Annotated in this window: 22 protein-coding genes; all 22 read right to left on the bottom strand. The window is 49.4% G+C overall.

The window, feature by feature from the left end:
- Window positions 1–44: 44 nt before the first annotated feature.
- The 22 genes from VFK44_12250 to VFK44_12145 all read right to left on the bottom strand — a co-directional run bounded on the left by VFK44_12250 (window position 45) and on the right by VFK44_12145 (window position 25,241).
- Entirely contained in the window at window positions 45–1,220 is a 1,176-nt protein-coding gene (locus VFK44_12250) for a glycine C-acetyltransferase (GenBank protein ID HET7629135.1), read from the bottom strand.
- 41 nt (window positions 1,221–1,261) lie between these two features.
- Window positions 1,262–2,293 (bottom strand): L-threonine 3-dehydrogenase, encoded by a 1,032-nt coding sequence (tdh, locus tag VFK44_12245; GenBank protein HET7629134.1) that lies wholly within the window; start codon window positions 2,291–2,293, stop codon window positions 1,262–1,264.
- 216 nt (window positions 2,294–2,509) lie between these two features.
- The gene (locus tag VFK44_12240; GenBank protein HET7629133.1) at window positions 2,510–3,376 is read right to left on the bottom strand and encodes a 2-oxoacid:ferredoxin oxidoreductase subunit beta; all 867 of its coding nucleotides are present in this window, start codon (window positions 3,374–3,376) and stop codon (window positions 2,510–2,512) included.
- A gap of 15 nt (window positions 3,377–3,391) precedes the next feature.
- Complete coding sequence (locus VFK44_12235) at window positions 3,392–5,146, bottom strand: 2-oxoacid:acceptor oxidoreductase subunit alpha (GenBank protein HET7629132.1); 1,755 nt, start codon at window positions 5,144–5,146, stop codon at window positions 3,392–3,394.
- A 128-nt stretch (window positions 5,147–5,274) separates the two neighbouring features.
- On the bottom strand, window positions 5,275–6,195 hold the full coding sequence (locus VFK44_12230; GenBank protein HET7629131.1) for a dipeptidase: 921 nt from the start codon (window positions 6,193–6,195) through the stop codon (window positions 5,275–5,277).
- A gap of 59 nt (window positions 6,196–6,254) precedes the next feature.
- On the bottom strand, window positions 6,255–6,515 hold the full coding sequence (gene spoVS / locus VFK44_12225; GenBank protein HET7629130.1) for a stage V sporulation protein SpoVS: 261 nt from the start codon (window positions 6,513–6,515) through the stop codon (window positions 6,255–6,257).
- A 109-nt stretch (window positions 6,516–6,624) separates the two neighbouring features.
- Window positions 6,625–7,419: a TIGR00282 family metallophosphoesterase gene (locus VFK44_12220; protein HET7629129.1), complete on the bottom strand. Its 795-nt coding sequence runs from the start codon at window positions 7,417–7,419 to the stop codon at window positions 6,625–6,627.
- Between the two features lie 72 nt (window positions 7,420–7,491).
- On the bottom strand, window positions 7,492–9,057 hold the full coding sequence (gene rny, locus VFK44_12215) for a ribonuclease Y (GenBank protein ID HET7629128.1): 1,566 nt from the start codon (window positions 9,055–9,057) through the stop codon (window positions 7,492–7,494).
- 211 nt (window positions 9,058–9,268) lie between these two features.
- Window positions 9,269–10,297, bottom strand: a complete 1,029-nt coding sequence (gene recA / locus VFK44_12210) for a recombinase RecA (protein HET7629127.1) — start codon at window positions 10,295–10,297, stop codon at window positions 9,269–9,271.
- A 96-nt stretch (window positions 10,298–10,393) separates the two neighbouring features.
- Window positions 10,394–11,644: a competence/damage-inducible protein A gene (locus tag VFK44_12205; protein ID HET7629126.1), complete on the bottom strand. Its 1,251-nt coding sequence runs from the start codon at window positions 11,642–11,644 to the stop codon at window positions 10,394–10,396.
- Window positions 11,645–11,658: 14 nt separating this feature from the next.
- A complete protein-coding gene (pgsA, locus tag VFK44_12200; protein ID HET7629125.1) occupies window positions 11,659–12,234 on the bottom strand; it encodes a CDP-diacylglycerol--glycerol-3-phosphate 3-phosphatidyltransferase in 576 nt (191 codons plus the stop codon).
- A 15-nt stretch (window positions 12,235–12,249) separates the two neighbouring features.
- Window positions 12,250–13,152 carry a RodZ domain-containing protein gene (locus VFK44_12195; GenBank protein ID HET7629124.1) on the bottom strand — a complete coding sequence of 301 codons (903 nt, stop codon included), beginning with the start codon at window positions 13,150–13,152 and terminating at the stop codon, window positions 12,250–12,252.
- A gap of 16 nt (window positions 13,153–13,168) precedes the next feature.
- Complete coding sequence (locus VFK44_12190; protein ID HET7629123.1) at window positions 13,169–13,942, bottom strand: DUF3388 domain-containing protein; 774 nt, start codon at window positions 13,940–13,942, stop codon at window positions 13,169–13,171.
- Between the two features lie 162 nt (window positions 13,943–14,104).
- Window positions 14,105–14,362, bottom strand: coding sequence for a DUF3243 domain-containing protein (locus tag VFK44_12185; GenBank protein HET7629122.1), 258 nt, complete (start codon window positions 14,360–14,362; stop codon window positions 14,105–14,107).
- Between the two features lie 65 nt (window positions 14,363–14,427).
- Window positions 14,428–15,156 (bottom strand): SDR family oxidoreductase, encoded by a 729-nt coding sequence (locus VFK44_12180; GenBank protein ID HET7629121.1) that lies wholly within the window; start codon window positions 15,154–15,156, stop codon window positions 14,428–14,430.
- A 4-nt stretch (window positions 15,157–15,160) separates the two neighbouring features.
- Window positions 15,161–16,450: a pitrilysin family protein gene (locus VFK44_12175; protein HET7629120.1), complete on the bottom strand. Its 1,290-nt coding sequence runs from the start codon at window positions 16,448–16,450 to the stop codon at window positions 15,161–15,163.
- Window positions 16,450–17,733 (bottom strand): pitrilysin family protein, encoded by a 1,284-nt coding sequence (locus VFK44_12170; GenBank protein ID HET7629119.1) that lies wholly within the window; start codon window positions 17,731–17,733, stop codon window positions 16,450–16,452. The genes VFK44_12175 and VFK44_12170 overlap by 1 nt, the downstream gene beginning before the upstream one ends.
- 262 nt (window positions 17,734–17,995) lie before the next feature.
- Window positions 17,996–18,958 carry an ABC transporter permease gene (locus VFK44_12165; GenBank protein HET7629118.1) on the bottom strand — a complete coding sequence of 321 codons (963 nt, stop codon included), beginning with the start codon at window positions 18,956–18,958 and terminating at the stop codon, window positions 17,996–17,998.
- A gap of 1 nt (window position 18,959) precedes the next feature.
- A complete protein-coding gene (locus tag VFK44_12160; GenBank protein HET7629117.1) occupies window positions 18,960–20,012 on the bottom strand; it encodes an ABC transporter permease in 1,053 nt (350 codons plus the stop codon).
- The gene (locus VFK44_12155; GenBank protein HET7629116.1) at window positions 20,009–21,550 is read right to left on the bottom strand and encodes an ABC transporter ATP-binding protein; all 1,542 of its coding nucleotides are present in this window, start codon (window positions 21,548–21,550) and stop codon (window positions 20,009–20,011) included. Before VFK44_12155 ends, VFK44_12160 begins: the two co-directional genes overlap by 4 nt.
- A gap of 149 nt (window positions 21,551–21,699) precedes the next feature.
- Window positions 21,700–22,809, bottom strand: coding sequence for a BMP family ABC transporter substrate-binding protein (locus VFK44_12150; protein ID HET7629115.1), 1,110 nt, complete (start codon window positions 22,807–22,809; stop codon window positions 21,700–21,702).
- 95 nt (window positions 22,810–22,904) lie between these two features.
- Entirely contained in the window at window positions 22,905–25,241 is a 2,337-nt protein-coding gene (locus VFK44_12145) for a DNA translocase FtsK (GenBank protein ID HET7629114.1), read from the bottom strand.
- Window positions 25,242–25,307: the final 66 nt, after the last annotated feature.

Below are 25,307 nucleotides of genomic sequence, written 5' to 3'. Positions count from 1 at the left end.
AATAAAAAAAAACCGATAAACCGCCGGTTCGGCGGTGTATCGGTTTAGATGAGACGAAGTTTTTTGCCGACTTTTTCATAAGCGTCAATCGCTTGCTGCAACTCCTCTTTCGAATGTTGCGCCGTAACGATGTTGCGCACGCGGGCAGCCCCTTTCGGTACAGTCGGGAACGCAATGCCTTGCGCAAATACGCCGTGTTCAAACAGTTGATCGGACAACTCATGCGCTTTCGCGCCGTCGCCGACAAGCACCGGCGTAATCGGCGTTTCGCTGTTGCCGATATCGAAGCCGAGATCTTTCAACGATTGCTTGAAGAAGCGCGTATTGTCCCAAAGCTTTTCGATCAATTCCGGCTCCTCTTGCAGCACGTCAATCGCCGCGCTGCAAGCCGCAGTGACTGCCGGCGGATGAGAGGTGCTGAATAAGAACGGGCGGCCTTGGTGAATCAAATAGTCACGCAGCGTTTGCGTACTTGCGACATACCCGCCGAGCACGCCGATTGCTTTGCTCAACGTACCGACTTGAATGTGTACGCGGCCGTCGAGACCGAAATGATTGACCGTGCCGCGGCCGTTTTTGCCAAGCACACCGCTGGCGTGTGCATCGTCAACCATGACCATCGCGCCGTATTTCTCGGCCAATTCGACAATTTCCGGAAGCGGTGCGATGTCGCCGTCCATCGAGAAAACACCGTCGGTAACAACGAGCTTCGTACGATAGTCTTGCGAAGCTTTCAGCGCTTCTTCGAGCGATTGCATGTCGGAATGCTTGTAAATTTTTCGAGCCGCTTTCGTCAAACGAATGCCGTCGATAATCGAAGCGTGGTTCAATTCGTCGGAAATGACGACGTCGCCTTCGCTAAGAATGGAGGAAAGCACCCCTTGGTTCGTCGTAAAGCCCGATTGGAAGACGAGCGCCGCTTCCGTGTGCTTAAATTCAGCCAATTTTTCCTCAAATTCATTGTGCATCGCCAGCGTTCCAGCAATCGTACGTACGGAACCGGTGCCGACACCGTATTGTTCAACCGCCTTTTCCGCTGCAGCCATCATCTTCGGATGATCCGTCAAACCGAGGTAGTTGTTCGAAGACAACTGAATGACTTCTTTCCCTTTAATCGTTACCTTCGAGCCTTGTTTCGACTCGAGCGGAATGAGCTCGCGAAAAACGCCTTCTTTCTTCATGTCATCAAGACGCTCTTGTAAGTATTCAAAGCCTTGCATGGGCCATGCTCCTTTCTTGTTTTTAAAATATGAACTTATGCTCACGGATGAAGAACGACCTTCCCGCATTTCCCTTGAATCATCAGGTCAAACCCTTTTTCAAAGTCTTCGAGTTTAAACGAATGCGTGATCATCGGTTCAACGTCAACCGATTTCGTTTCAAGGAAGCTGGAAACTTGACGCCATGTTTCAAACATTCTTCTTCCGGTAATGCCTTTCACGGTCACACCTTTAAAGACGATGTCATTCGTGACATCGAGGGTGATCGGCTTCGTCGGCAAGCTGAGAATCGAGACGCGGCCGCCGTAGGAAACCATCTTAAACGCTTGGTCCATCGCAATCGGGTTGCCCGACATTTCGCAAACGACCTCTAATCCGTTTCCGCCGGTATGTTTGTCCACGACTGCGAGCGGATTTTCGTTCATTGAATGCACGGTTACATCGGCACCCATTTGTTTCGCCAAATCAAGCCGATAATCGTTCACGTCAAAAGCAAATACGTTCGCCGCACCCGCAGCCTTCGCAACACCAATCGCAAGCAACCCAATCGGACCGCAGCCAACGATACCGACCGTTTTCATCGTTACATCACCGGATAAAACGGTGTGAACCGCATTTCCCATCGGTTCTTGAATGGATGCAATGTCATGCGGCGTCTCTTTGCTGTTGTGCCAAATGTTTTCCGCAGGAACGGCCACATATTCTGCAAAACATCCGTTCACGTCCACGCCGAGAATTTTCGTATGCTGACAGACGTGATGATCTCCTCGCAAACATTGTGGACATCTTCCGCACACAAAATGCGTCTCTGCCGAAACATGATCGCCGACTTTCACATCGATCACATTTTTGCCGGTTTCCACAACAACACCAGAAAACTCATGTCCGAACGTATACGGTGTTTGAATCCGGCTTTGCGCCCATTCGTCCCATGTATATATGTGAACATCGGTTCCGCAAATGGATGTAGCTTTCACCTTCACGAGCACTTCGTTATCCGAAATCGAAGGAATCTGGACTTGCTTCAATTGGGCTCCACTCCCTCGTTCACTCTTAACGAGTGCCTTCATCATTCCTTCCACGGTGTACACCCCTTTCTCCAAAAAACGTATAACCAAAACTATTCTAACACTATTTCGGAAGTTCGTAAAGATACGTGTCCACTCCATACGCACAAATGTAACCGTAAGGAAAACGCTTTCAAAATTCCTTGAAGCAAACAAACTGAAATCCCTTTCAGCGGCGTTAAAAAGAAAAACCCGGCCGGGCGGCCGGGCTTTCCGATCAAGTTACATGAATTCTGCACAAAGTTGCTCAAACTTGCGTTCGTTGATCGACAAATCAGCGTCGATGAGCGGCTCCTTACTGTATCCGTGTGCGACGTCTTGGTAAGACGGGCGTTTTTCATCCTGGTAAATGACTCCGGTTACAAAGCCGTTGTGCTCCATCAATGTTTGCATTGCTTGTACGCGATTCGACGGATCATAATTTTCGACTGAATCTAAAGAGACGAGCGTTTCTTTAAACCAATCGTACGTGTTGATTTTGTTATAAGTGACACACGGACTGAATACGTTCAAGAAAGAAAAGCCTTTATGATGCACCGCTCGTTCAATTAAATCGGTCAGTTCTTTTACGTTCGTGGAAAACCCTTGGGCGATAAACGAGCCGCCGGCGGTTAACGCCATTTCCATGACAGACATCGCCGACTCCACCGAGCCTTCGGGCGTGCTCTTCGTCTTAAACCCTGCTTCGCTGCGAGGAGACGTTTGCCCTTTTGTCAACCCGTATACTTGGTTGTCCATGACGATATACGTGATGTCAATGTTCCGACGAATGGCATGAAGGGTGTGGCCGAGTCCAATCGCGAAACCGTCGCCGTCTCCACCTGCAGCGATGACCGTCAAGTCCCGGTTAGCCATCTTCACGCCTTGCGCAAGCGGCAACACACGTCCGTGCGTACCGTGAAAACCGTACGTGTTAACGTAACCCGAAATGCGTCCCGAACATCCGATGCCGGAAATCAGAGCCATATCATCCGGTTCGAGGCCGAGATTCGCGGCCGCACGCTGAATGGAAGCTTGTACTGAAAAATCGCCGCATCCCGGGCACCAATTCGGACGCACCGTATTGCGAAAATCTTTTGCCGTTGCCATGTTCATTGCTCCTCTCTATTGCGTAACCGCTTTTTTGTCCAACACTGTCTTGAATTGTCCATAAAGTTCCTTCGGCAAAAACGGTGTACCGTCGTATTTCAGGACGTTCTCGATTTTTTCAGCCTGTCCAACGTTCGTCTTGATGATGGACGCCAATTGCCCCGTTGCATTATTTTCCACGACCGCGATCCGTTTCGCTGTGTCCATCAACGCTTTCATTTCATCGGCCGGGAAAGGATGAACGAGACGGACGTGGGCATGGTTGACCTTCCAGCCGTCGTCTTCCAATAGCGGAATCGCTTCTTCAATCGCTCCCCGACTCGAACTGATGCCGACAACGAGCAAATCGGCCTCCTGATGTTTTGCGTTCCGATAAATCGCTTCCGGGTAAGAAAGATTTTGCAGTTTGCGCAACCTTTTATTCATTTGCTTAATTCGGTTTTCCGCATTTTCCGACGGTTTTCCAGTTTCATCATGCTCGACGCCTGTCGCGTGGAAAATGCCGTTTTTCGTTCCCGGCAACACGCGCGGAGAAATGCCGTCTTCCGTCGTTTCGTACCGTTTGAAATATTGCTTGTCTTCTTGTTCCGAAAGTTCTCCGTCTTTCAGCAGGCGCCCGCGATCGACCTTGATTCGTTTCAAGTCAAGCGGTTCAACGGTTTGTTTGCCGAGCGACAATTGCAAGTCGGAAAGGAAAATGACTGGACATTGATAGCGATCGGCGAGATTGAAAGCTTCCGCGATATCGTAAAAAGCTTCCTCGACCGTGCTCGGAGCCAAAACAATTTTCGGGATTTCCCCGTGCGTGCCGTGAATCATTGCCAAAAGATCCGAATGTTCCTGTTTCGTCGGCAGCCCCGTGCTCGGGCCGCCGCGCTGTGTATCGACGACGACAAGCGGTGTTTCGGTCATGCCGGCAAGCCCGATTGACTCCATCATTAAGGAAAGCCCGGGACCGGCGGACGCTGTAAAAGCCCTCGTCCCAGCATAGTTGGAACCAATACACATCATGCAAGCAGCGATTTCATCCTCTGTTTGAATGACCGTGCCGCCGAACTCGGGCAGTTTTTTAATCAAATATTCCATAATGTCGCTCGCCGGTGTGATCGGATAAGCCGCCATGAACCGTACCCCGGCGGTTAAAGCGCCAAGACCGATCGCGTCGTTGCCGATCATGTACATGCGTTTCTTGCCGTCGGCTTTTGCGAGTTCAAGAAACGGGTTTCCGCCTAATTTGAGAAAGTGTTCCGCACCGCGGCGAATCGCTTCACGGTTTTTTTCGACGACCGCTTGCCCTTTGCGGCCGAATATTTCTGCGACGATTTCGTCATAAAAGTCAGGCGGCAAACCAAGCGCGGCTGCCGACGCTCCGAGCGCGACCATATTTTTCATTAACGAAGTTCCAAGTTCCGTCGCGATTTTCGTGAACGGTATCGAATAGAGCTGTGCTCCGGAATCATCCGGAACGTGAGGTTTCACCTTTTCATCGGCTAAGACAATGCCGCCTTCATTCAATTCATGGACGTTGACATCAATCGTTTCTTGATCAAAGGCGACAAGCAAATCGAGATCATCCGACATGGAACGCACTTGTGTCGTACTTACGCGAATTTTGTTGTTCGTGTGCCCGCCTTTAATTCGCGAAGAAAAATGACGGTAACTGTACAAATAATAACCTGAGCGGTTCAACGCGGAGGCGAAAATTTCCCCGGTGCTTTCGATCCCTTCACCTTGCTGTCCGCCCACTTTCCAAGAAAATTGATTAACCATCGTCACACCCCTTTTTTCGGAATATTTCGCTAACAAAAGAAATACTCCTAAACGATTTCAATATAGCCTTTTTCGTCACAATATTCAACCCTTTTGAAATGTTTCAAGTAGATCAAACTCTTTCTACCCTAACGCGGGAAGGCATTTGCGAAATTCTGAAAACAAAAACCGTCGACCACGCTTGCCGGGTATCTCTTCAACAAGGCTTCGACCAAGTCGGGGTATTTCCCGTAATGTTCGAGTTGTTTCGGCACGCGATCAATGCCGTCAAAATCAGATCCGAACCCGAGGTGCGAAGCGCCGCCGAGTTCACATACGTATTCGACATGACGCAGCACGTCGTCGATGGAAGCATGCTCATCGTCGCGCAAAAAGTGAGGCGCAAACACGATCCCGATGCAACCGTCTTTATGGATTAACGCTTTGATTTGGGCATCGGTTAAATTCCTTGGGTGGCTGCAAAGGGATTTCGCATTCGAATGAGAAGCGATCGGAAAATCCGCAGTCTCGATGACGTCCCAAAACGCTGCTTCCGACAAATGGGAAACGTCGGTCCAAATACGGAAGCGATTATTCAGTTCGACGACTTGTTTGCCAAAATCGGTAAGCCCTCCTTGACGCGGCTCTTTCACGCCGTCGGCGCACGCGTTTGCATGATTCCACGTTAACCCGACGGAAACAACGCCAAGCCGGAACAACGTTCGAAACTTCGCCAAATCAACGTCGACGGCGTCGCATCCTTCAAGGGTCAGCATCGCACCAATTTCATCGTCGCCGAGAGCTTCGATGTCTTTTTTTGTACGTATATGCTTCATGTTGGGAAAACGTCCCAAAATGCGTTCATGAAAAATATCAGCCATTTGCACCGCAGTCTCGAATTTCCCGGAAACCGGCACGGTCTCCGGAACGAAAATCGCAAAACATTGCACTTTCGCGCCGGCTATCGTCAATCTCCGCATATCGATATGCAATGCGTTGTCGGCGAAATCAAGATGTTCGTCCCTCCACATATGCAACAGGACGTCACAATGAGCATCGAATAATTTCATCCTTACCCTCTCCTTCAACAAAAAAACCTGTTCGGTCGCCCAAACAGGTCGGTTCGTTCTTATCTCGGTTCGACAATCAGCTTTATGGCCGTTCGTTCTTCTCCGTCGATGATGATGTCTGTAAACGCAGGAATACAAATGAGGTCCACTCCGCTCGGGGCGACGAATCCTCTTGCAATCGCTACTGCCTTTACCGCTTGGTTGAGTGCGCCGGCGCCGATCGCCTGGATTTCGGCACCGCCCCGTTCGCGAAGAACGCCGGCAAGTGCACCTGCTACGGAATTAGGGCTCGATTTTGCTGAAACTTTTAATACTTCCACTTCTCGGGTACCTCCCTTGAAAAGAAAGATAATGACGCCATTATAACCCTATTCGCCATCAAGCCCGTGTATTCCTGCTTATTTTGGAAAAGTTTCTAATAGTTTAACATTATTCAAAAAAAGGTTGTTCATCGGTAATCGCAATGCGTTGAATCGATTTTGCCGTTCCGGACGATCGATCAACCTCGATCAACACACCGTTTAACTGCTCCCTCCCGGAGGCCACTTCAAAACGCACGGGCAAATGGGTGAGGAATTTCTTCATGACCGCGTCGCGGTCCATCCCGATAATGCCGTCGCGCGGACCCGTCATTCCCGCATCGGACAAATAAGCTGTGCCTTTCGGAAGGATTCGTTCATCGGCCGTTTGCACGTGCGTATGCGTACCGATCACCGCCGTAACGCGGCCGTCTAAATACCAACCGAGCGCTTGTTTCTCGCTCGTCGTTTCGGCGTGAAAATCGACGATGACAATCGGCGTTTTCTTGCGGGCTTGCTCAATGAGCGCATCAGCCGTCGTGAAGGGGGATTCAAGCGGCGCCATGAACGTCCTTCCTTGCAAATTAACGACGGCAACTTGAACATCGTTAATTTTGACGAAGGTTAAGCCTTTCCCCGGGGTACCGGAAGGGAAATTGGCAGGTCGGATCAGCCACGGAGCATCGTCAATAAATTCGAAAACTTCACGGTTGTCCCACACATGATTGCCAAGCGTGACGACTTGCGCACCGAGATCGAGAAATTTTTTATAAATGGTTTCAGTGATGCCTTTCCCGCCCGCAGCATTTTCACCGTTGACGATCGTCAACGTCGGTTGATATTTCTGTTTCAGTTTCGGCAAATAATCATCTAAGATTCTTCTTCCCGGACGTCCGACGACGTCGCCGATAAATAATACTTTCATCGAAATCTCCTAACATTCATGAATGGTTTATGTTTATTGTACCAAAAAAAATAAAGTGGTCGATCAACCACTTTATTTAGCATATTCGACGGCCCTCGTTTCACGAATGACCGTGATTTTGATATGACCCGGATAATTCAATTCGTTCTCGATTTTCTTTGTAATTTCGCGGGCGAGACGATAAGATTCCGTGTCGTCGACCTTATCCGGCTGCACCATGATGCGAATTTCACGGCCGGCTTGAATCGCGAACGATTTCTCGACGCCTTCGAACGATTCCGAGATTTCTTCAAGCTTTTCGAGACGGCGAATGTACGTCTCCAGCGTTTCTCTTCTCGCTCCCGGACGCGCGGCCGACAAAGCATCTGCCGCGGCAACAAGCGTCGAGATCACCGACGTCGATTCCGTGTCGCCATGGTGCGAGGCAATACTGTTGATGACGACCGGATGTTCTTTGTACTTCGTGGCAAGTTCAACGCCGATTTCGACATGGCTGCCTTCCACTTCATGATCAATGGCTTTCCCGATATCGTGCAGAAGACCGGCGCGGCGCGCCAACTGCTCGTCTTCGCCGAGTTCGGCCGCCATTAATCCAGTCAGATAAGCGACTTCCATCGAATGTTTCAACACGTTTTGGCCGTAGCTTGTACGAAATTTCAACCGTCCCAATATTTTCATCAAGTCCGGATGAAGTCCGTGGATGCCGACCTCAAACGTCGTTTGCTCCCCATACTCGCGAATGGCTTCATCCACTTCGCGGCGGGAACGTTCCACCGTCTCCTCAATTCTCGCCGGATGAATCCGTCCGTCCTGGACGAGTTTCTCTAACGAAACGCGCGCAATCTCGCGGCGGATCGGGTCAAATCCGGACAGAATGACGGCTTCGGGCGTGTCGTCAATAATCAGGTCAATGCCTGTCAATGTTTCCAACGTGCGAATGTTGCGACCTTCGCGGCCAATAATGCGGCCCTTCATCTCATCATTCGGCAAGTTGACGACGGAAACGGTCGTTTCCGCTACATGATCGGCAGCACAGCGTTGCAATGCCGTCGACAAAATCCCTCTCGCTTTCTTGTCGGCGTCCTCTTTCGCACGCGACTCGATTTCCTTGGCCATCATCGCCGTTTCATGTTCAGTTTCCCGGCGAACTTGTTCAAAAATAATCTCGCGTGCTTCTTCTTTCGTCAAACTGGAAATTCGCACAAGCTCGTTTTCCTGCTTCTGCATCATTTGTTCCACTTTGCTTTTCATCTCTTCAATTTGTCGTTCTTTTTTGGCCAGAGAATCCTCCTTCTTGTCGACCGTTTCTTCCTTCTTGTCCAAGGTTTCGCTTCTTCGATCAAGAATCTCTTCCTTTTGAACAAGACGATTCTCCTGTTTTTGAAGTTCCGCTCTGCGTTCACGAATTTCATTCTCGGCTTCCGTCCGAAGCGTATGAATTTCGTCTTTCGCCTCCAGAAGCGCTTCCTTCTTGGCTGCATCAGCCGCGCGCTTTCCTTCTTCAATTATCTGTTGCGCTGCATGTTCCGCACTGGACAATTTCGCTTCAGCAATGGATCTTCTTATAAAGTATCCAACCAGCACACCGACAACTAACGAGACAAGCAAAGTGGAGATGAGAACAGACATACCAGCCATACTGTCACCTCCTCTTGCTATCTGCGGTTGCATTTCCAACTGTACCTTTGTAACTGCAATCTTTCATATACAGCACTGAATAAAGTAAACTTTTAATTTCAAATGAAATCAAAAATATACGATTTAATTGTAAGCTTTCCGGTCGGTCAATGTCAAGACAAGGCAAGAGACTTTGCGGCAAAAGAAAAACACCCTTGCGGGTGTTTTTCGCTCATGAAACTGGATCTTCCTGTGCGGGTTCTTCTTGTACCGGCGTTTCCAGATGATAATGTTGCCGGATTTGCTTGCGAATTTGTTCGGCGATTTCTCCATTTTCCTTTAAATATTGCTTTGCGTTTTCTCTTCCTTGGCCGAGCCGCTCGCCATCATAGGAATACCAGGCTCCGCTTTTTTGAACGATATCCTCAGCCGCCCCAATATCAAGCATTTCGCCTTCTTTGGAAATGCCTTCACCATACATGATGTCGACCTCGCATTTTTTGAACGGCGGCGCCACTTTGTTTTTCACAATTTTGATTCGTGTACGGCTGCCGACCATTTCATCGCCTTGTTTCAACGTTTCCGCACGGCGCACTTCAAGCCGCACCGACGAGTAAAACTTCAAGGCTCGTCCCCCTGGCGTCGTTTCCGGATTCCCGAACATAACGCCGACTTTTTCGCGAATTTGGTTGATGAACATCGCAATCGTATTTGACTTGCTGATCGCGCCGGACAGTTTCCTAAGCGCCTGCGACATAAGCCGCGCCTGCAGACCGACGTGCGAATCGCCCATTTCTCCTTCGATTTCCGCCCGCGGCACGAGCGCTGCAACCGAGTCGACGACAATGATGTCAACGGCTCCGCTCCGCACCAACGCTTCGGCAATTTCGAGCGCTTGCTCGCCGGTATCCGGCTGCGAGAGCAGCAATTCATTCGTGTCGACGCCTAACTTCTCCGCATAAACGGGATCGAGCGCATGTTCCGCGTCAATAAATGCCGCTTGCCCGCCGTTCTTTTGCACTTCAGCGATCGCATGCAAGGCGACCGTCGTTTTCCCTGATGATTCCGGCCCGTAAATCTCGACGATGCGTCCGCGCGGATATCCGCCGACACCGAGCGCCACGTCAAGCGTAAGAGAGCCGCTCGAAATGGCTGATACGCGGCGGTCCGCCTGTTCTCCGAGCTTCATGATCGACCCTTTTCCGAACTGTTTCTCAATTTTATTCAAAGCTTGATCCAACGCTGCTTTACGATCACTCATTGCTTGTCACTCCTCATTTTTGGTCCACGTCTTTACGCGATTTCTACCTCTATCATAGACCGTTTTTCTTCATTTGCCAACCATTTTATCGAACATTCATTCGGATTTTTCGTGTTGCAAATGTTTCAGCAAGTAAAAGAATCCGTGCTTCACGGCCAAGTTTCGTATCCGGTTTCGGTTGCCTGCAAGCAACAACGAATGGACTTGTGTCCGCTTGCCGCTTTCAGCTATCGCCACATAGACGATCCCCGGTTCTTTTCCTTCGCTCGCATCGGGTCCAGCCACTCCTGTAAACGAGATGCCGACGTCTGCATGGAAAAGGTTTATGCAGGTTTCCGCCATCAATTTTGCACAAGTTTCGCTTACAGCACCTTCGTTGTCGAGAACGGAGCGAGGAATGTGAAGCAGATGTTCTTTCGCTTGATTCGTGTAACCAACCACCCCCCCGTTCAACACACCGGAAGCTCCCGGTCTATCGGTGAGCGTTTTTGCAAACCAACCGCCGGTCAAACTTTCTGCGCAAGCAAGCGTAAGACCGCGATTTTTCAACATTCGGAATACCTCGTTGTCAAGGCTCGTGTCGTCATAGCCGTAGAAAAACCGGCCGACACGACGCATAATTTTCTGTTCGAGAGCATCGAGCGATTGGAGGTTATCTTCGGAGGAGGGGCTTTTCGCAGTAAGCCGGAGGATGACTTCGCCGAAACCAGCCAACGGGGCGATCGTCGGGTTCGTCTGGCTGTCGATCAAATCAAGAATTTCTGTTTCAAGTTTCGATTCTCCGATTCCGAAAAACCGCAAAACTCGCGAGGTAATCCTTTCTCTTTTTTGCAACTTTCTCATCAAGTAAGGTTTCCCGTAATTCGCATACATCGGTTGCAGTTCTCTCGGAGGTCCGGGAAACAACATGTACGTTTTATCATCAACATGGAGAGCCATGCCGGGAGCCATACCGTGATCATTCGCCAACACTTCGGCGTTTTCAAGGACGAGCGCCTGCTTTTTGTTGTTTTCCGTCATCGGCCGCTTCGTCTTTTCAAAATATTTCGTGATCTGATCCATCGCCAATGAATCGTAAACGAGGTTTCGACCTAAACATTCGGCGATCGTTTCTTTCGTAAGATCGTCTTTCGTCGGACCAAGACCGCCGGAAAAAATGATTAAATCGGCACGGTTTTGCGCGTGAGTGATGGCGTTGCGCAATCGATCACGGTTGTCACCGACGACGGTATGGTAATACACATTAATGCCTAATTCAGCAAGTTCTTTTGATAAAAATTGCGCATTCGTGTTGACAATTTGGCCAAGCAGCAACTCCGAACCGACCGCAATGATTTCAGCGTCCATGCCGATCCTCGCTTTCATTTAAAAATGATCGATCTGTTCCGGTAAAAATAATCCCATCCGGAAAGAACCGTCATGACGACGGCCAACCAAAAACATAAGGAAGCAAACGGAAACGAAAAATAGGCAAAAAACGCATTATGTAAAAGTAACGCGGCAACGGCGACGATTTGGGTCGTCGTCTTCCATTTGGCTAAGCCGCTGGCAGCGATTACGTCACCGTTGGCGGCGGCAATCTGCCGTAAGCCGGAAACCGCGAATTCACGCGCAAGAATAATAATGACCGCCCACGCCGGCACGGCATTCATCGCGACGAGTGCAACAAATGCGGCGGTGATCAGCAGTTTATCGGCAAGCGGATCGACGAATTTGCCGAAGTCGCTGACGAGATTTAATTTCCTTGCATAATAGCCGTCAAGCCAATCCGTGCACGAGGCAACGATGAAGATTAAGGCAGCCGTGAGATCGGCAGCCGGCATGTGTACGCCGGCGAAAGCGACGCTCCCCCAATTCCACGGAACAAGCATAAGAATCATGAATATCGGAATTAAAGCAATGCGAGAAAGCGTGATTTGATTCGGTAAATTCCACATAACGTCCCCCATTGATTAGGAAACTTCGTCGGGTCGTTCATAGGTGAATAACAATTTCTGCACGATTGCGTCGCTCGGTAATTCGAACGGTTTCCCGTTGATCGATAATTTCACGTGAGGCGAACTGCCGATTTTTACGAAAATCCGCTCCGCGCCGCTTAAATCATGTGTAATCGTTTTCCCAGCTTTGAACGTGTCCCATTCGAGCTTTTCCCCGTTCGCGTCGTCTTTGCGAATTTCAACCCAGCTCGCTCCGTCGACGACCTTGAGTTTCAACACGAATTCGTCCGCGTTTTTCAAGGTATATTCGGCAATACCGTTTGTTACACCTGTCTTCACGAGTGAAAAACTTGATTGTTTTTCGGAAGGAGTCTGTTCATCTTCCTCTTCATTTGGCTTTGCCTCTTGATCGACGCCGTTGTCTTTGGAATCGTCCGCTTCCTTCGTCGCATCGAGGTTTTCGGAAAACTCGATGTCGGAATCATTCATTTTGTCCGCCGTGCCTGCTTCCGGTTCGACGGTTGAATGTTGGTACGCGGCCCAAATGGCAAACAGGACTCCGATGACGAGCAAAGCGACAAGAAGCTTTGGAAACAAGGAAGCCCACTTCGAAGGTTCCGTAGACCCCGTTCTTCGCTCACTTCGCTGCGAACGCGAAGGCAAAGTCTCCGGTTGTTCTGACGTTTTCGGAATATCTGCGTTGAATTGTTCAAACAAATTCCGCGGATCGAGACCGACGGCTTCGGCATAACTTCGAATAAATGCACGGGCATAAAAATTTCCGGGAAGCATCGAGTAGTTCCCGTCCTCTACTGCCTGCAAATAGCGTTTTTGAATTTTCGTCGAAGCTTGCAGTTGTTCGAGCGTAATTTCCTTCTCTTCGCGCGTCGAACGCAAAACGTCGCCCAATTCGCTCATGTTTATCACCTGCCCGTTAATCAAAATCGTACGAGGAAAAACTATTGTCGACCATATCGTAATTAATTTCTTCATCGCGATGGTTTCTTAACTCGATGAAATAATCAAAGTCTTCCATAGCGTATTCCGATCCTTGCACGAATATGTCCGGATGCTCAATCACTTTTGTTGTCGGCACGCGCATCACTTCCCTCAACAGCTCCCAATGTCGTTCCGAAGCTCGTCGAGTGGACACGATCCCGTCGATGATGTAAACGTAATCCTCGCTCAATTCATCAGCCGCAAGCTGGGTGCGAACCGTTTGCTTGAGCAAAGTGGAAGATACAAACAACCAGCGTTTGTTTGCGCTGACGCTCGAAGCAACGACCGATTCCGTTTTGCCGACTCGCGGCAATCCGCGAATGCCGATCAGCCGGTGGCCGTCTTTCTTGAACAATTCGGCCATGAAGTCGACAAGCAAACCGATCTCGTCGCGTACGAAACGAAAGGTTTTCCGATCGTCTGCATCCCTTTCAATGTATCGACCGTGCCTTACCGCGAGCCGGTCGCGCAATTTCGGTTCGCGGGATTTTGTCACGGTTATGTTGTCCATCGTATTGATGATCGATTGAAGTTGTACAGTCTGTTCCTCATTGTCGGTCAAAACGAGCATGCCGCGGCGTTGATTGTCGACGCCGTTGATCGTTAAGATGTTAATGCCGATCATCCCAAGCAAGGAAGCGATGTCACCGAGCAGGCCGGGGCGGTTTTTATGTATTTCGTATTCTAAATACCATTCTTTTTTCGCCAAGGCGATGACTCCTCGCTGGAAGTTTGTCGAATGCTAATCCTTTACATTTATATGATAACATCATTTGTTCGGAGAAAAAAGGTCGAATGTTGCAGAATGATGCAGAAATACGTCCAAATAAGATGAAAAAAGGGATGTCAGCATTGCCAACATCCCGTTGCCTTAACGATTGGGGGTATTTTGCACCATTTTCACCATCGTGCTGGCCAATGCGTGTTTTTCTTGTTCATCGGCTGATTTCCACAAGTCGGCCAACACTCGCTCTTCGTCGTTTCTCGGATCCACTTTTTCTGCGAGATATCCGCCGATTTCCGTCGCGATATTCGTGATCGTATCCTGATTAACGCCCTTGTTTTCCGCATTGTCGATGCGATTGTTCAAGAATTCCTTCCAATTGCTGAAATTGTCGAGAACAGACATATGTTACCCTCCTTGAAATAGTATTCTTTTCTAGCATGTCAAGGAAAGCAACAAATTATGCATCTTTATTGCCAAGCGCCGTCAATCGTGACAATTTCTCCGTTAATGTACGCGGCCTTTTCCGAGACGAGGAATGCCGCAAGATCGGCGATTTCATCGGGGGCGGCAAAGCGCCCCATCGGGATTTCGTCCTTAAGTGATTGCTTTTCCGCCTCGGTAAGATGATCGAGCATTTTCGTGTCCACCGCCCCGGGAGCAATTCCGTTCACCGATAGGCCGCTTGGAGCAACTTCTTTCGCAAGGGATTTCACGAATGAATCGAGCGCGCCTTTGACTGTGGAGTACAAAACTTCCGTGGAAGCGCCGACCCGCCCCCAAACGGATGAAACGACGACAATTTTCCCGCTTTTTCTATGAATCATTCCGGCGAGCAGCTGCTTCGTAAGCAACACCGGGCTCGTCACATGCAGCTGCACAAAATCACGCACTTGTTCGTCACTCATGTCGGTAAGGAGACCGACGAAACTCGATCCGCTGTTGTGAACAATGACGTCGATGGGATCGTTAATTTGCGCCAGCAATCGGCGCGCCCCGTCTGTTAAAGACAAATCCGCCTGAACTTTCACCGCAGCGCAGCCGAGTTGACTCAGTTCAACCAGGACATCGTCAATCGCTTGCCGATTTTGATTGTAATGCAAGTACAAAGAAAAGCCGTCTGCGGCCAGCCGCCGCGCCACCGCCGAACCGATGCCGCCGCTCGCACCTGTGACGAGCGCAAACTTCCTCCCGCTCATCCAGTTATCCCTTCCTCGGTTTCACTTGGCAAACCGTGAACCCGGCTTCATCAAAATGTTGATGCAAGACTTCCGCAAACACATCCGTGGACAAACTTTCCAACACGGGAACGACGTTGAATAAGTTCATCCCGTTAAACTGATAACGCGTAAATTGGTTGGCGATAAATTCCGGCGCGTTGAGGGCCGTCAAAAACGAGCCGATCTTTTTCTTTTTCGCACGTGCGATCGACGCTTCGTCCAACGGTTCGTTCTTGAATCGTTCGATCATTTCGAAAAGCCTTTGCTCGAGTTGATCTGGATGACTTGTATCGCCACCAAGCATCGAAAAGCCAAAATGTTCTTCTTCGGTGTAATCGAACGAAAAGGACTCGTCGATCAACCCTTCTTCATACAATTGTTCGTAATTCTCGCTGCTTGGACCGAACATCAAATCGAGCAATATGTTGACCGCCAGCTCGTGCCGCAGCAAAGTTTCGCCTTGCCGGCCCGGCTGCTGTTCCTTGTAACCGATCATGCATTTCGACGTTTGCACCGGCATCTCGATCACTTTTTTCAAGCGGGCGCTTTCGTTCGGTTCTTTTTCAAACCGTCGTTCAATCGGCGGCTGCGCTTCATATTTTTTGTTGCTCTGATTCTCCCGTACGAACGCGATCATTTCCTCCGGATCGACGGGACCAACAATGAACAGCACCATGTTACTCGGATGATAAAACGTTTCGTAACATGTATAGAGAAGATCTTTGTTGATTTCGGCGATCGACCGCTCCGTACCTGCAATATCGATTTTTACAGGGTGATGATGATACAGGTTGTCAATCAGACCGAAGAACAGCCGCCAATCAGGCAGGTCGTCATACATTCGAATTTCCTGGCCGATGATGCCTTTTTCTTTCTCAACCGTTTCCTCGGTGAAATACGGGGTTTGCACGAAATCCATCAACGTCTCGAGGTTTTTCTTCACGTTGGAAGTGGCCGAAAATAAGTAAGCCGTCCTCGTAAACGAAGTGAACGCATTCGCGGAAGCCCCTTGTTTGCTGAACTGCTGAAAGACGTCGCCGTCTTCTTTCTCGAACAGTTTATGTTCGAGAAAATGAGCGATTCCGTCAGGCACTTGAATAGGTTCCTTACCGTTTAAAGGGACGAACGTGTTGTCCACCGATCCGTATTTCGTCGTAAAAGTGGCGTATGTTTTATGAAAACCTTGTTTCGGCAGCGCAAACACTTCAAGGCCGTTGTCCATCGTTTCATGGTACAACGTTTCTTTCAGTTGGTCGAATGCGAGTCGTTCCATCAAGATCCCTCCTTTCCCCTCAAAAAATACACCGTGTCCAGCTTCACTTGATTCGCAACACGAACGACGTCCTCAAGCGTGACCGCGTTAATCGCGTCTACCCAGTCTTCCACAGACACCGATTTCCCGGCAACGGTACCGTTGAAGAAAAATTCAACCGAGCCTGCCGCACTGTCGACCGTCTCGAGCACTTGATGGTTCAACATGTTTTTCGTCTGTTGAAATTCTTCGCCGCCGATTTCCCCGCGCCGCATTTTTTCCGTTTGTTCCTTGATGATCGAAACCGCTTTGTCATAGTTGGACGATTGAATGCCGGAAAACACGAGCAGTAAACCTTTATGGCTTTCAATTCGCGAAGAAGCATAATAAGCGAGACTCGCTTTTTCGCGTACGTTCATGAATAACTTGGAGTGCGGGAATCCGCCAAATATCCCATTGTAAACCACGAGCGGAAAATAGTCTTCGTCACCAAAAGTAATGTTCGTGCGATAACCGAGATTCAATTTGCCTTGTTCGATATCTTCGGTTTCGGTAATTTCCTCGGTTTCTTCAGAAGCGGCATGCGAAAGAACGTGAACCGTTTGTTCCGATCCGACATGTTTCGGAAAACGAAATACGTCTCGAGCCAATCCCCGAACGTCATGTTCATCGATGTCTCCGACGATGAACACGTCGATTAAGTTATCGGCAAGCAATTGCCGATAATATGTAGTCAACTGTTCCGGAGTGATTTCATTCAACCGCTCTTCTTCTCCGTAGGCATGAAGGCGATACGGCTCATTTTTACACATTTCTTCGATCAATCGTGTCGTCGCATATCGCATTTTATCGTCGCGAACCGATTGCATGCGCTGTTTCAGCGTGCGTTTTTCCCGCTCGACAATCTCAGGATCAAAGTGACCGTCAACGAGCTTCGGCGACAGGATGATCTCGCCAAGCAGGCGGAGTGCGTTTTCGAGCAGCGGCGTGGAATCCGACAAAAATTTTTCGTTGGCGACTTCCATTTTGAAAGAAATCACGTGCGTGTCGCCTTTTTTCGCCAATTGCGCCGACAACTGGGCTCCATAAAGCTCGTTTAATTTTCTCCGCAACTGTTTCGCTGAAGGCAACGAGGCTGTTGCCCGCTGCAATACGTAGGCAAGCAAAGCGCGCATCGTCACGGTGCGCTCGTCAAGCGGGGCACGCAATTTCAAAACGATTAAATTCGTTTTATATTTATCCGTTTTTACCGTATGAAGACGAACCGGGCTCAAATCATGGCGGTTCAGTCTCAAAATGGCCATGGGTAACTAGCTCCTTTCCTTTCCAAGTTTTATTATATGCAACAAGTGTACCGTTTTATATGAAAAAGATGAAGAAACTTCGGTTGATTCTCCATCTTTTCCGCGTCATTCAGACGAATGCGGTGTCATGAGAAAGATAAACGAACCGCTGCATAGAAATAAAAGGAACGACGGTCACGACAAATAAGCGGAGGTTCCGAACATTCAATCGATTCGCTTCGAATCGCTGCCGAGCAAAAAAGGGGCTTTCGCCCCCATAATCTTATCGTTCTCCCTTTATATAGTTAACGCCGTTTGCTTTAGGAGCCTCCGCACGTCCGATGAATCCGGCCAAAGCCAAAATCGTTAAAACATACGGTGCAATCAGCAAATAGACGCTCGGAATGTTTTGCAGGAGAGGAATCGAAGCGCCGATCACACTGAGCGACTGGGCAAACCCGAAAAACAGGGCCGCAGCGAGTGCACCGAGCGGATTCCACTTTCCGAAGATCATTGCCGCCAATGCCATGAAGCCTTGTCCGGCAATGGTTGAAGCACTGAAGTTCGTTGAAATCGAAGTCACATAAACGGCACCGCCAAGCCCGCCAAATACGCCGCTCAACATAACGCCGACGTAACGCATTTTCGTTACATTGATTCCCATCGTGTCCGCCGCCATCGGATGCTCCCCGACGGAACGAAGCCGCAACCCGAACGGTGTTTTGAAAATGACGAACCAAACAACGAATGCCAGAATGATCGCCAAGTAAGAAGTTAAATAAGCATGTTGAAACAACAACGGACCGATAACAGGAATGTCCTCCAATACCGGAATATCCATTTTGTAAATACGGTGGTCAATGTAAGGGCTTTGCCCGGAATTGAAAATCTTCTTTGTCAAGAACAAACAAAGTCCCGTTGCTAAAAAATTGATCGCCACACCGCTCACGACGTGATCAGCGCGAAAGGTAACCGTCGCAATCGCGTGCAATAAGGAAAACAGTCCTCCCCCCACCGCAGCGACGATTAACGAAAACCAGGGCGACCAGGCTCCGAACCCCCAGTTTTGCGCAAACAAAGTGAACGTAGCTCCGATGAAAGCGCCCATCACCATTAACCCTTCAAGACCAATATTAACGACGCCTGCGCGTTCGCTGAAAACGCCGCCGAGCGCGGTTAAAATTAAAGGAGCTGCCGAGAAAATTGCCGCCGGAACGATGATTTCAAGAATTTCCATCAATCCCATCTCAGTTCTCCCCCTTTCTGAAGCGTCCGAGGAGCCAGCGAATGAAGTAACTCGAACCGACGAAGAAAATAATCATCGCCATAACGGTTTTAATGACTTCCGGAGGGACACCCGCCTGCGCCTGCATGTTTGAGGCACCGAATTCAAGACTTCCGAATAAAATCGCTGCCAGAACAACACCGGCTGCGGTATTTGCTCCTAACAAGGAGACAGCGATCCCGGTAAAACCGATGCCGATAAACCCTGCCGAATTGATCGTCATGTACTGATACGTTCCGAGACCGAGCATCGCTCCGGCAAGCCCGGCAAAGGCGCCGGAGATCGTCATCGACAAAACAATGTTTCGTTCAACGTTCATGCCTGCATACTTCGAAGCATCCGAACTGAAGCCGACGGAACGTAATTCAAAGCCGAGCGTCGTTTTCCGCAAAATCCACCACATGACTACCGCCGCACACAAAGCAACGATGATTCCATAATGCACGCGGGAATAATCTGTGACTTGTTGCAAAAACGGCGAAGCGAGCGAGGCGGACTGCTGAATTTCATTTGTGCGCTCGGCATTTTCGGCCTTCAAATAATGGCGAATCCATTCATTCGTCACATGAAGAGCAATGTAGTTCATCATAATTGTCACGATGACTTCATGTACTTTCCACCTGGCTTTTAAAATACCGGGAACGACTCCCCATAACGCACCAACGGCAGCCGCCGCCAATAACGCCAACGGCAAGTGGACAACCTTCGGCGCGTGTACAGTAATCCCGATAAACACGGAAGCAAACCAACCGACGATAAATTGTCCTTCAGCCCCGATGTTAAACAGTCCCGTTCGAAAGGCAAAGGCGATCGATAATCCTGTCAAAATTAACGGTGTGATCGTGCGGATCGTTTCACCGATAAAATAAGGCCCGCCGACGACGCCTTGAAAAAGGGCAACGTAAGCTTTCAGCGGGTTGTATCCGCCCGCAAGCATGATGATACCGCCGACAATCAAACCGAAAACGACCGACAATACCGGAACCATCAATGACGTCCAACGGATATTTCTCATTGATCTCGGCCTCCTTCCGTAGCGGCCGTCTTATCTTTGTGCCCGGCCATAAGCAACCCGAGCTCTTGCTCGTCCGTTTCGGACGGATCAACCTCTGCCAAAATTTCGCCGTTGTACATGACGGCAATGCGATCGCTTAAATTCATAATTTCGTCCAGCTCAAAAGAGACGAGCAAGACGGCTTTGCCGTTGTTTCTTTCTTCGACGAGTTTCGAATGAATGAATTCAATCGCCCCGACGTCCAACCCGCGCGTCGGTTGAGCGGCAATTAACAAATCAGGAGACCGGTCAACTTCGCGCGCGATAATCGCTTTTTGCTGATTTCCGCCGGACAATGCACGTGCCGGGGTCGTTTCACTTGGCGTGCGCACGTCAAATTCGGCAATTAATTTTTTCGCGTGGGCAAAAATTTGCTTATAGTTCAACAATCCTTTGTTTGAATAAGGGGATTGATAATACGACTGCAAAACCATGTTTTCTCCGATCGAAAAATCAAGAACGAGGCCGTGCTTATGTCGGTCTTGAGGAATATGGCCGACGCCGGATTCGAATACTTTTCGCGGCGTTATCGAGGTTATGTCCTTTCCGTTCACCTGAATCGATCCGGATTTTACTTTGCGCAGCCCGGTAACGGCTTCAATCAGTTCCGTTTGACCGTTCCCGTCAACGCCGGCAATCCCGAGAATTTCTCCGGCTCGAACGTTCAAGTTCAATTGCTTGACCACCGCGGTTTTTCCTTCATCTCCTACAACGAGATCCTTCACTTCAAATACGGTCTCCCCAGGCTTCGAAGCAGCTCTTTCGACTTCGAAATTCACCTCTCGTCCGACCATCATCATCGCAAGCTTGTCCGGATTCGCTTCGGATACGTTCACCGTATCGATGCTTTTTCCGCGGCGAATCACTGTACAGCGATCGGCAACCGCCATGATTTCTTTCAATTTATGGGTAATCAAGATAATGGATTTCCCCTCGGCGACAAGCCGTTTCATGATCGCCATTAACTCTTCGATTTCTTGCGGCGTCAACACCGCTGTCGGTTCGTCAAAGATCAAAATATCGGCGCCTCGATAAAGCGTTTTCAGGATTTCGACACGCTGCTGCATGCCGACCGAAATGTTCCCGATTTTTGCTTTCGGATCTACCTGAAGACCGTATTGTTCAGAAATTTTGCGAACATCTTCCGCGGCTTTCTTCTTGTTCATCGTCAACCCTTTTTTCGGTTCGTTGCCGAGAATGATGTTTTCCGTCACCGTGAATTTTTCCACGAGCATGAAATGCTGGTGCACCATTCCGATTCCTAACGCGTTCGCTTCATTTGCATCAGTTATGTGCACTTTGTTTCCGTTCACATAGATTTCCCCGCGGTCGGGCTGGTACAATCCGAATAATATATTCATCAACGTTGACTTACCAGCGCCGTTTTCGCCCAACAACGCATGGATTTCCCCTTTTTTGACTTGCAAATTGATATCGTCGTTGGCGACGACGCCGGGGAATTCTTTCCGAATGTTTTTCATTTCAATGACAAAACTCACGATTCCCACCTCCCCGAATCATAGACTTGAAAAAACGTCTGCAAACCAACCATAACGAACGGAAGGTTGTTCATGCAGACGTAATCGTGCTTTCCTTCATCCGGATGACCCCCGATCCTTACGAATCGGGGGACAACCTTCATTGTACCTTACTGATTGGTCTTGTATTGTTCCCATTCTTCCTTAGTGCCGGGAACTTGGATATCGCCGTTAATGATCTTTTCTTTGTAAGCTTTGATTTTTTCAAGCGCTTCGTCGCTTAAATTTTCCTTGTGCGGAGCAATGCCGACTCCGTCTTCCTTCAACCCGAGCAACACGTGCTTGCCGCCGGGGAAGTTACCGTTCATCGTTTTTTTCGAAACGTCGTAAACCGCCGTGTCTACATGTTTTACCATCGACGTCAACGTGACATTTTCCGGCAAACCTTCTTCGTATTGGTCGCGGTCAACGCCAATGACCCATACTTTGTCTCCGTTTTTCGTGCGGTTTTTCGCTTCCGTGAACACACCGTTTCCGGTTGCGCCGGCTGCCGCAAAAATAATGTCTGCCCCTTTGCTGTACATCGTGTTGGCGATTTGTTCGCCTTTCGCTGCGTCCGCAAAGCTTGCCGCATATTGGCTGTAAATGACCGCGTCAGGATTGACGGCTTTCACGCCCGCCATGAACCCGTACTCGAACCGAGAAATGACCGCGGATTTCACACCGCCGATAAATCCGACTTTATTCGTTTTCGTCATGATTCCGGCTGCGACCCCGACAAGAAAAGAGCCTTGCTGCTCTTTAAACGTAATACTCGCAACATTTGGCAACATTTCTCCGTTGTCATTCGTTACGACAGAATCAATGATTGCTAGTTTCGCATCGGGATTTTGCTGGGCGATCGTCTTGACCGCATCCGCCATTTTATAACCGATTCCGAAAACGAGGTCATAGTTGTGATGGATCAACTGATTCAAGTTCGGTTCGTAGTCCGTCGCATCCTGAGATTCTAAGTATTTCACTTCGGATCCGATCTTCAAGTCATGATCTTTCGCGAACTTTTGCAGTCCTTCCCATGCGCCTTGATTGAACGATTTGTCGTTGACTCCGCCTGTATCGGTGACCATCGCCACGCGAAAATCTTTGTCTCCCCCGTTACTTCCGTTTCCTTCACCCTCTGACGTGTTTCCTGTCTTTGTTCCTCCGCTTCCGCACGCAGAGAGAATCGTGCTGACCATCAGCAAGAAAACGAGTGTCAGCGCCATTTTTTTCAATCGCATAGTGATCCTCCTCATTGAATTTACAGGCCTTCGACCTGAACCGACAATAACTATAACATGTTTTCTAGTAAAATTAAAACAAAATTACCATGACATTAGCGGGACGCGGTTTCATGATCGGTTTGCGTCACAAGCACTTTACGCGGCTTGCTTCCTTCATACGGACCGACGATGCCGTTGGCTTCCATCGCATCGATCAAACGGGCCGCACGCGTATAACCGATGCGGAAACGACGCTGCAGCATCGATACCGACGCCGAATCCATTTCGGTTACGAGTTGTACGGCGTCGTCATAGTATTCATCCTCAACCTCCGTTGTCCGCTCTTCACGTTCGGCTGGTATCATTTCCTCTTGGTACTGTGCTTTTTGTTGGTCAATGACATAGTCTACGATGCGATGCACCTCGTCGTCGGACAAAAAGGCTCCTTGGATTCGCGTCGGTTTCGACGCGCCGACGGGCAGAAAAAGCATGTCTCCTTGGCCAAGCAGTTTATCGGCTCCCCCCATGTCAAGAATCGTACGTGAATCCGTTTGCGATGAAACGTTGAAGGCGATGCGGGAAGGAATATTTGCCTTGATGACGCCGGTAATGACATCAACCGACGGACGCTGGGTGGCAATGATCAAATGAATGCCTGCGGCACGAGCCATTTGCGCCAACCGCGTGATCGTGTCTTCCACATCTTTAGAAGCCACCATCATTAAATCCGCCAATTCGTCGATCACAACGACGATATAAGGCAGAAGCGGCGTCGGTTCCTCGCTTTTTTCGTTTTCGCGCTTGAGCCAATTGTTGTAGCCTTCGATATTTTTCGTTCCGGTATCGGAAAACCGTTCATAACGGCGCTCCATTTCGTCAACGATTTTGCGCAGCGCCTGCGAAGCCTTTTTCGGATCCGTGACGACTGGCGTCAACAAATGCGGCACGCCGTTATAGACGTTCAGTTCGACCATTTTCGGATCGATCATCATCATTTTTACTTCATGCGGCTTTGTGCGAATGAGTAAACTGATAATCATCGCGTTGATACAGACGCTTTTCCCGCTGCCCGTCGCACCAGCGACGAGCAAATGCGGCATCGTTGCGAGGTCGGCGAGAACCGGGTTGCCGGAAATGTCGCGGCCGAGCCCCATAAGAAGTTTTGACGATTTCGTGTCTTTTTCTTTCGACTCCAACACTTCCCGCAGCGATACCATCGAAATTTCTTTATTCGGCACTTCAATACCGACTGCCGATTTCCCCGGGATCGGCGCCTCGATGCGAATTTCTTTCGCCGCCAATGCAAGCGCAAGGTCATCGTGCAGCGACACGATTTTACTCACTTTCACGCCGACGTCCGGATACACTTCATATTTCGTCACGGCCGGACCGACGTGAACTTTGCGGATTTTCGCCCGCACACCGAAACTCTCGAACGTTCTTTCCAGTTTTCGCGCGTTTTCTTGTATGTATTGCTTGTGCAAATGCTGACCGCCCTTTTGCGGAGGAGCGAGCAATTCAAGCGTCGGAAGTTCGTAATCTTCGTTTTCGATTTCCGACGTTAAAAACGCCGGTTCTTTCACTGTTTCTTCGACTGCACCTTGTCCCGCCGGTTCCCGTTTTTCCGGATCGGCTTCCGTTTCTGCCGGCGCGTATTCATTAAAATCGTGAATGATTGGTTCTGCAGTTTGTTCCTCATTTGGAGCCGATACAACTGTCGGCTCGACTTCCTGAACGACGTTGGTTTCCTCAACGGCTTTTCCCTTGCGCTCAGCTGCCGTTTGTTTCTTGTTTTTCGCCCGCCTTGAAGCGACATCGTTTTTCCAATCGATCAGTTCCTGGCGCAATTGTTCCGTTTGTGTTTTGACAAACGCCGCCATACTGGAGGTCACCGATGACAACAGAGCACCGAACGATTTTCCGGTAATCAGGATGAACGACATGATCATTAAAATAATCGCGACGAGTTGCGTCCCTTCCGCATCGAACAATACGTAACAAAAAGCAAAACCGAGCGCTCCGATCATTCCGCCGCCGAGATCGTTCGTTGCAACGATTCCGTGCAATTGGTCCCAGTACAAACGCCAAGTGCTGACTATCACCGAACGATTGCCCCAGTCCCCGTTCGCCGTCAAGTTTTCAAACAACTGTACATGACTTAACAGCAAAATCGCAAACGTAAACAAATAGCATCCCGTAAGACGTCTTGTCCAAAAATTAGGCCGTTCCCGTTTCCAGATTAAATGGAACGACGTCAAGAACAGTCCGACGAGAAACAGGCTGTACCACGATCCTGCAAAAAAACGAAAAAATTCCACGAATGCTTTTCCGGCAGCACCAAGCCGCGCAAGCGCGATTGAGGAGAGGGCAAACAATGCCAACCCGGTCACTTCATACGCAAATTGGCGCGTCCATGTATGTCTTTGTTTTCTTCTTTTCCGTTTCGCCATATCCATTGACCTCCATGACAGAAAAAGCAGCCGCGCAGGCTGCTTCTCCTTCAGGCTTTTCGTTTT

This window comes from Bacillales bacterium, assembly GCA_035700025.1.
Taxonomy (GTDB): Bacteria; Bacillota; Bacilli; order Bacillales; family DASSOY01; genus DASSOY01.
Note: the sequence above shows the minus strand (reverse complement) of the source record. Positions and strands in the feature narration are given on the sequence as shown.

What these genes read in the sequence shown, in the direction of transcription:
- VFK44_12180 (HET7629121.1), bottom strand. Translation starts at nt 15,156, where the DNA reads ATGAGCGGGAGGAAGTTTGCGCTCGTCACAGGTGCGAGCGGCGGCATC.
- VFK44_12250 (HET7629135.1), bottom strand. Translation starts at nt 1,220, where the DNA reads ATGCAAGGCTTTGAATACTTACAAGAGCGTCTTGATGACATGAAGAAA.
- VFK44_12170 (HET7629119.1), bottom strand. Translation starts at nt 17,733, where the DNA reads ATGGCCATTTTGAGACTGAACCGCCATGATTTGAGCCCGGTTCGTCTT.
- VFK44_12220 (HET7629129.1), bottom strand. Translation starts at nt 7,419, where the DNA reads ATGAAAGTATTATTTATCGGCGACGTCGTCGGACGTCCGGGAAGAAGA.
- VFK44_12165 (HET7629118.1), bottom strand. Translation starts at nt 18,958, where the DNA reads ATGGGATTGATGGAAATTCTTGAAATCATCGTTCCGGCGGCAATTTTC.
- VFK44_12185 (HET7629122.1), bottom strand. Translation starts at nt 14,362, where the DNA reads ATGTCTGTTCTCGACAATTTCAGCAATTGGAAGGAATTCTTGAACAAT.
- rny (HET7629128.1), bottom strand. Translation starts at nt 9,057, where the DNA reads ATGGCTGGTATGTCTGTTCTCATCTCCACTTTGCTTGTCTCGTTAGTT.
- VFK44_12240 (HET7629133.1), bottom strand. Translation starts at nt 3,376, where the DNA reads ATGGCAACGGCAAAAGATTTTCGCAATACGGTGCGTCCGAATTGGTGC.
- VFK44_12145 (HET7629114.1), bottom strand. Translation starts at nt 25,241, where the DNA reads ATGGCGAAACGGAAAAGAAGAAAACAAAGACATACATGGACGCGCCAA.
- VFK44_12195 (HET7629124.1), bottom strand. Translation starts at nt 13,152, where the DNA reads ATGAGCGAATTGGGCGACGTTTTGCGTTCGACGCGCGAAGAGAAGGAA.
- VFK44_12235 (HET7629132.1), bottom strand. Translation starts at nt 5,146, where the DNA reads ATGGTTAATCAATTTTCTTGGAAAGTGGGCGGACAGCAAGGTGAAGGG.
- VFK44_12160 (HET7629117.1), bottom strand. Translation starts at nt 20,012, where the DNA reads ATGAGAAATATCCGTTGGACGTCATTGATGGTTCCGGTATTGTCGGTC.
- VFK44_12230 (HET7629131.1), bottom strand. Translation starts at nt 6,195, where the DNA reads ATGAAATTATTCGATGCTCATTGTGACGTCCTGTTGCATATGTGGAGG.
- tdh (HET7629134.1), bottom strand. Translation starts at nt 2,293, where the DNA reads ATGATGAAGGCACTCGTTAAGAGTGAACGAGGGAGTGGAGCCCAATTG.
- VFK44_12175 (HET7629120.1), bottom strand. Translation starts at nt 16,450, where the DNA reads ATGGAACGACTCGCATTCGACCAACTGAAAGAAACGTTGTACCATGAA.
- VFK44_12150 (HET7629115.1), bottom strand. Translation starts at nt 22,809, where the DNA reads ATGCGATTGAAAAAAATGGCGCTGACACTCGTTTTCTTGCTGATGGTC.
- pgsA (HET7629125.1), bottom strand. Translation starts at nt 12,234, where the DNA reads ATGTGGAATTTACCGAATCAAATCACGCTTTCTCGCATTGCTTTAATT.
- VFK44_12205 (HET7629126.1), bottom strand. Translation starts at nt 11,644, where the DNA reads ATGGACGCTGAAATCATTGCGGTCGGTTCGGAGTTGCTGCTTGGCCAA.
- recA (HET7629127.1), bottom strand. Translation starts at nt 10,297, where the DNA reads ATGAGTGATCGTAAAGCAGCGTTGGATCAAGCTTTGAATAAAATTGAG.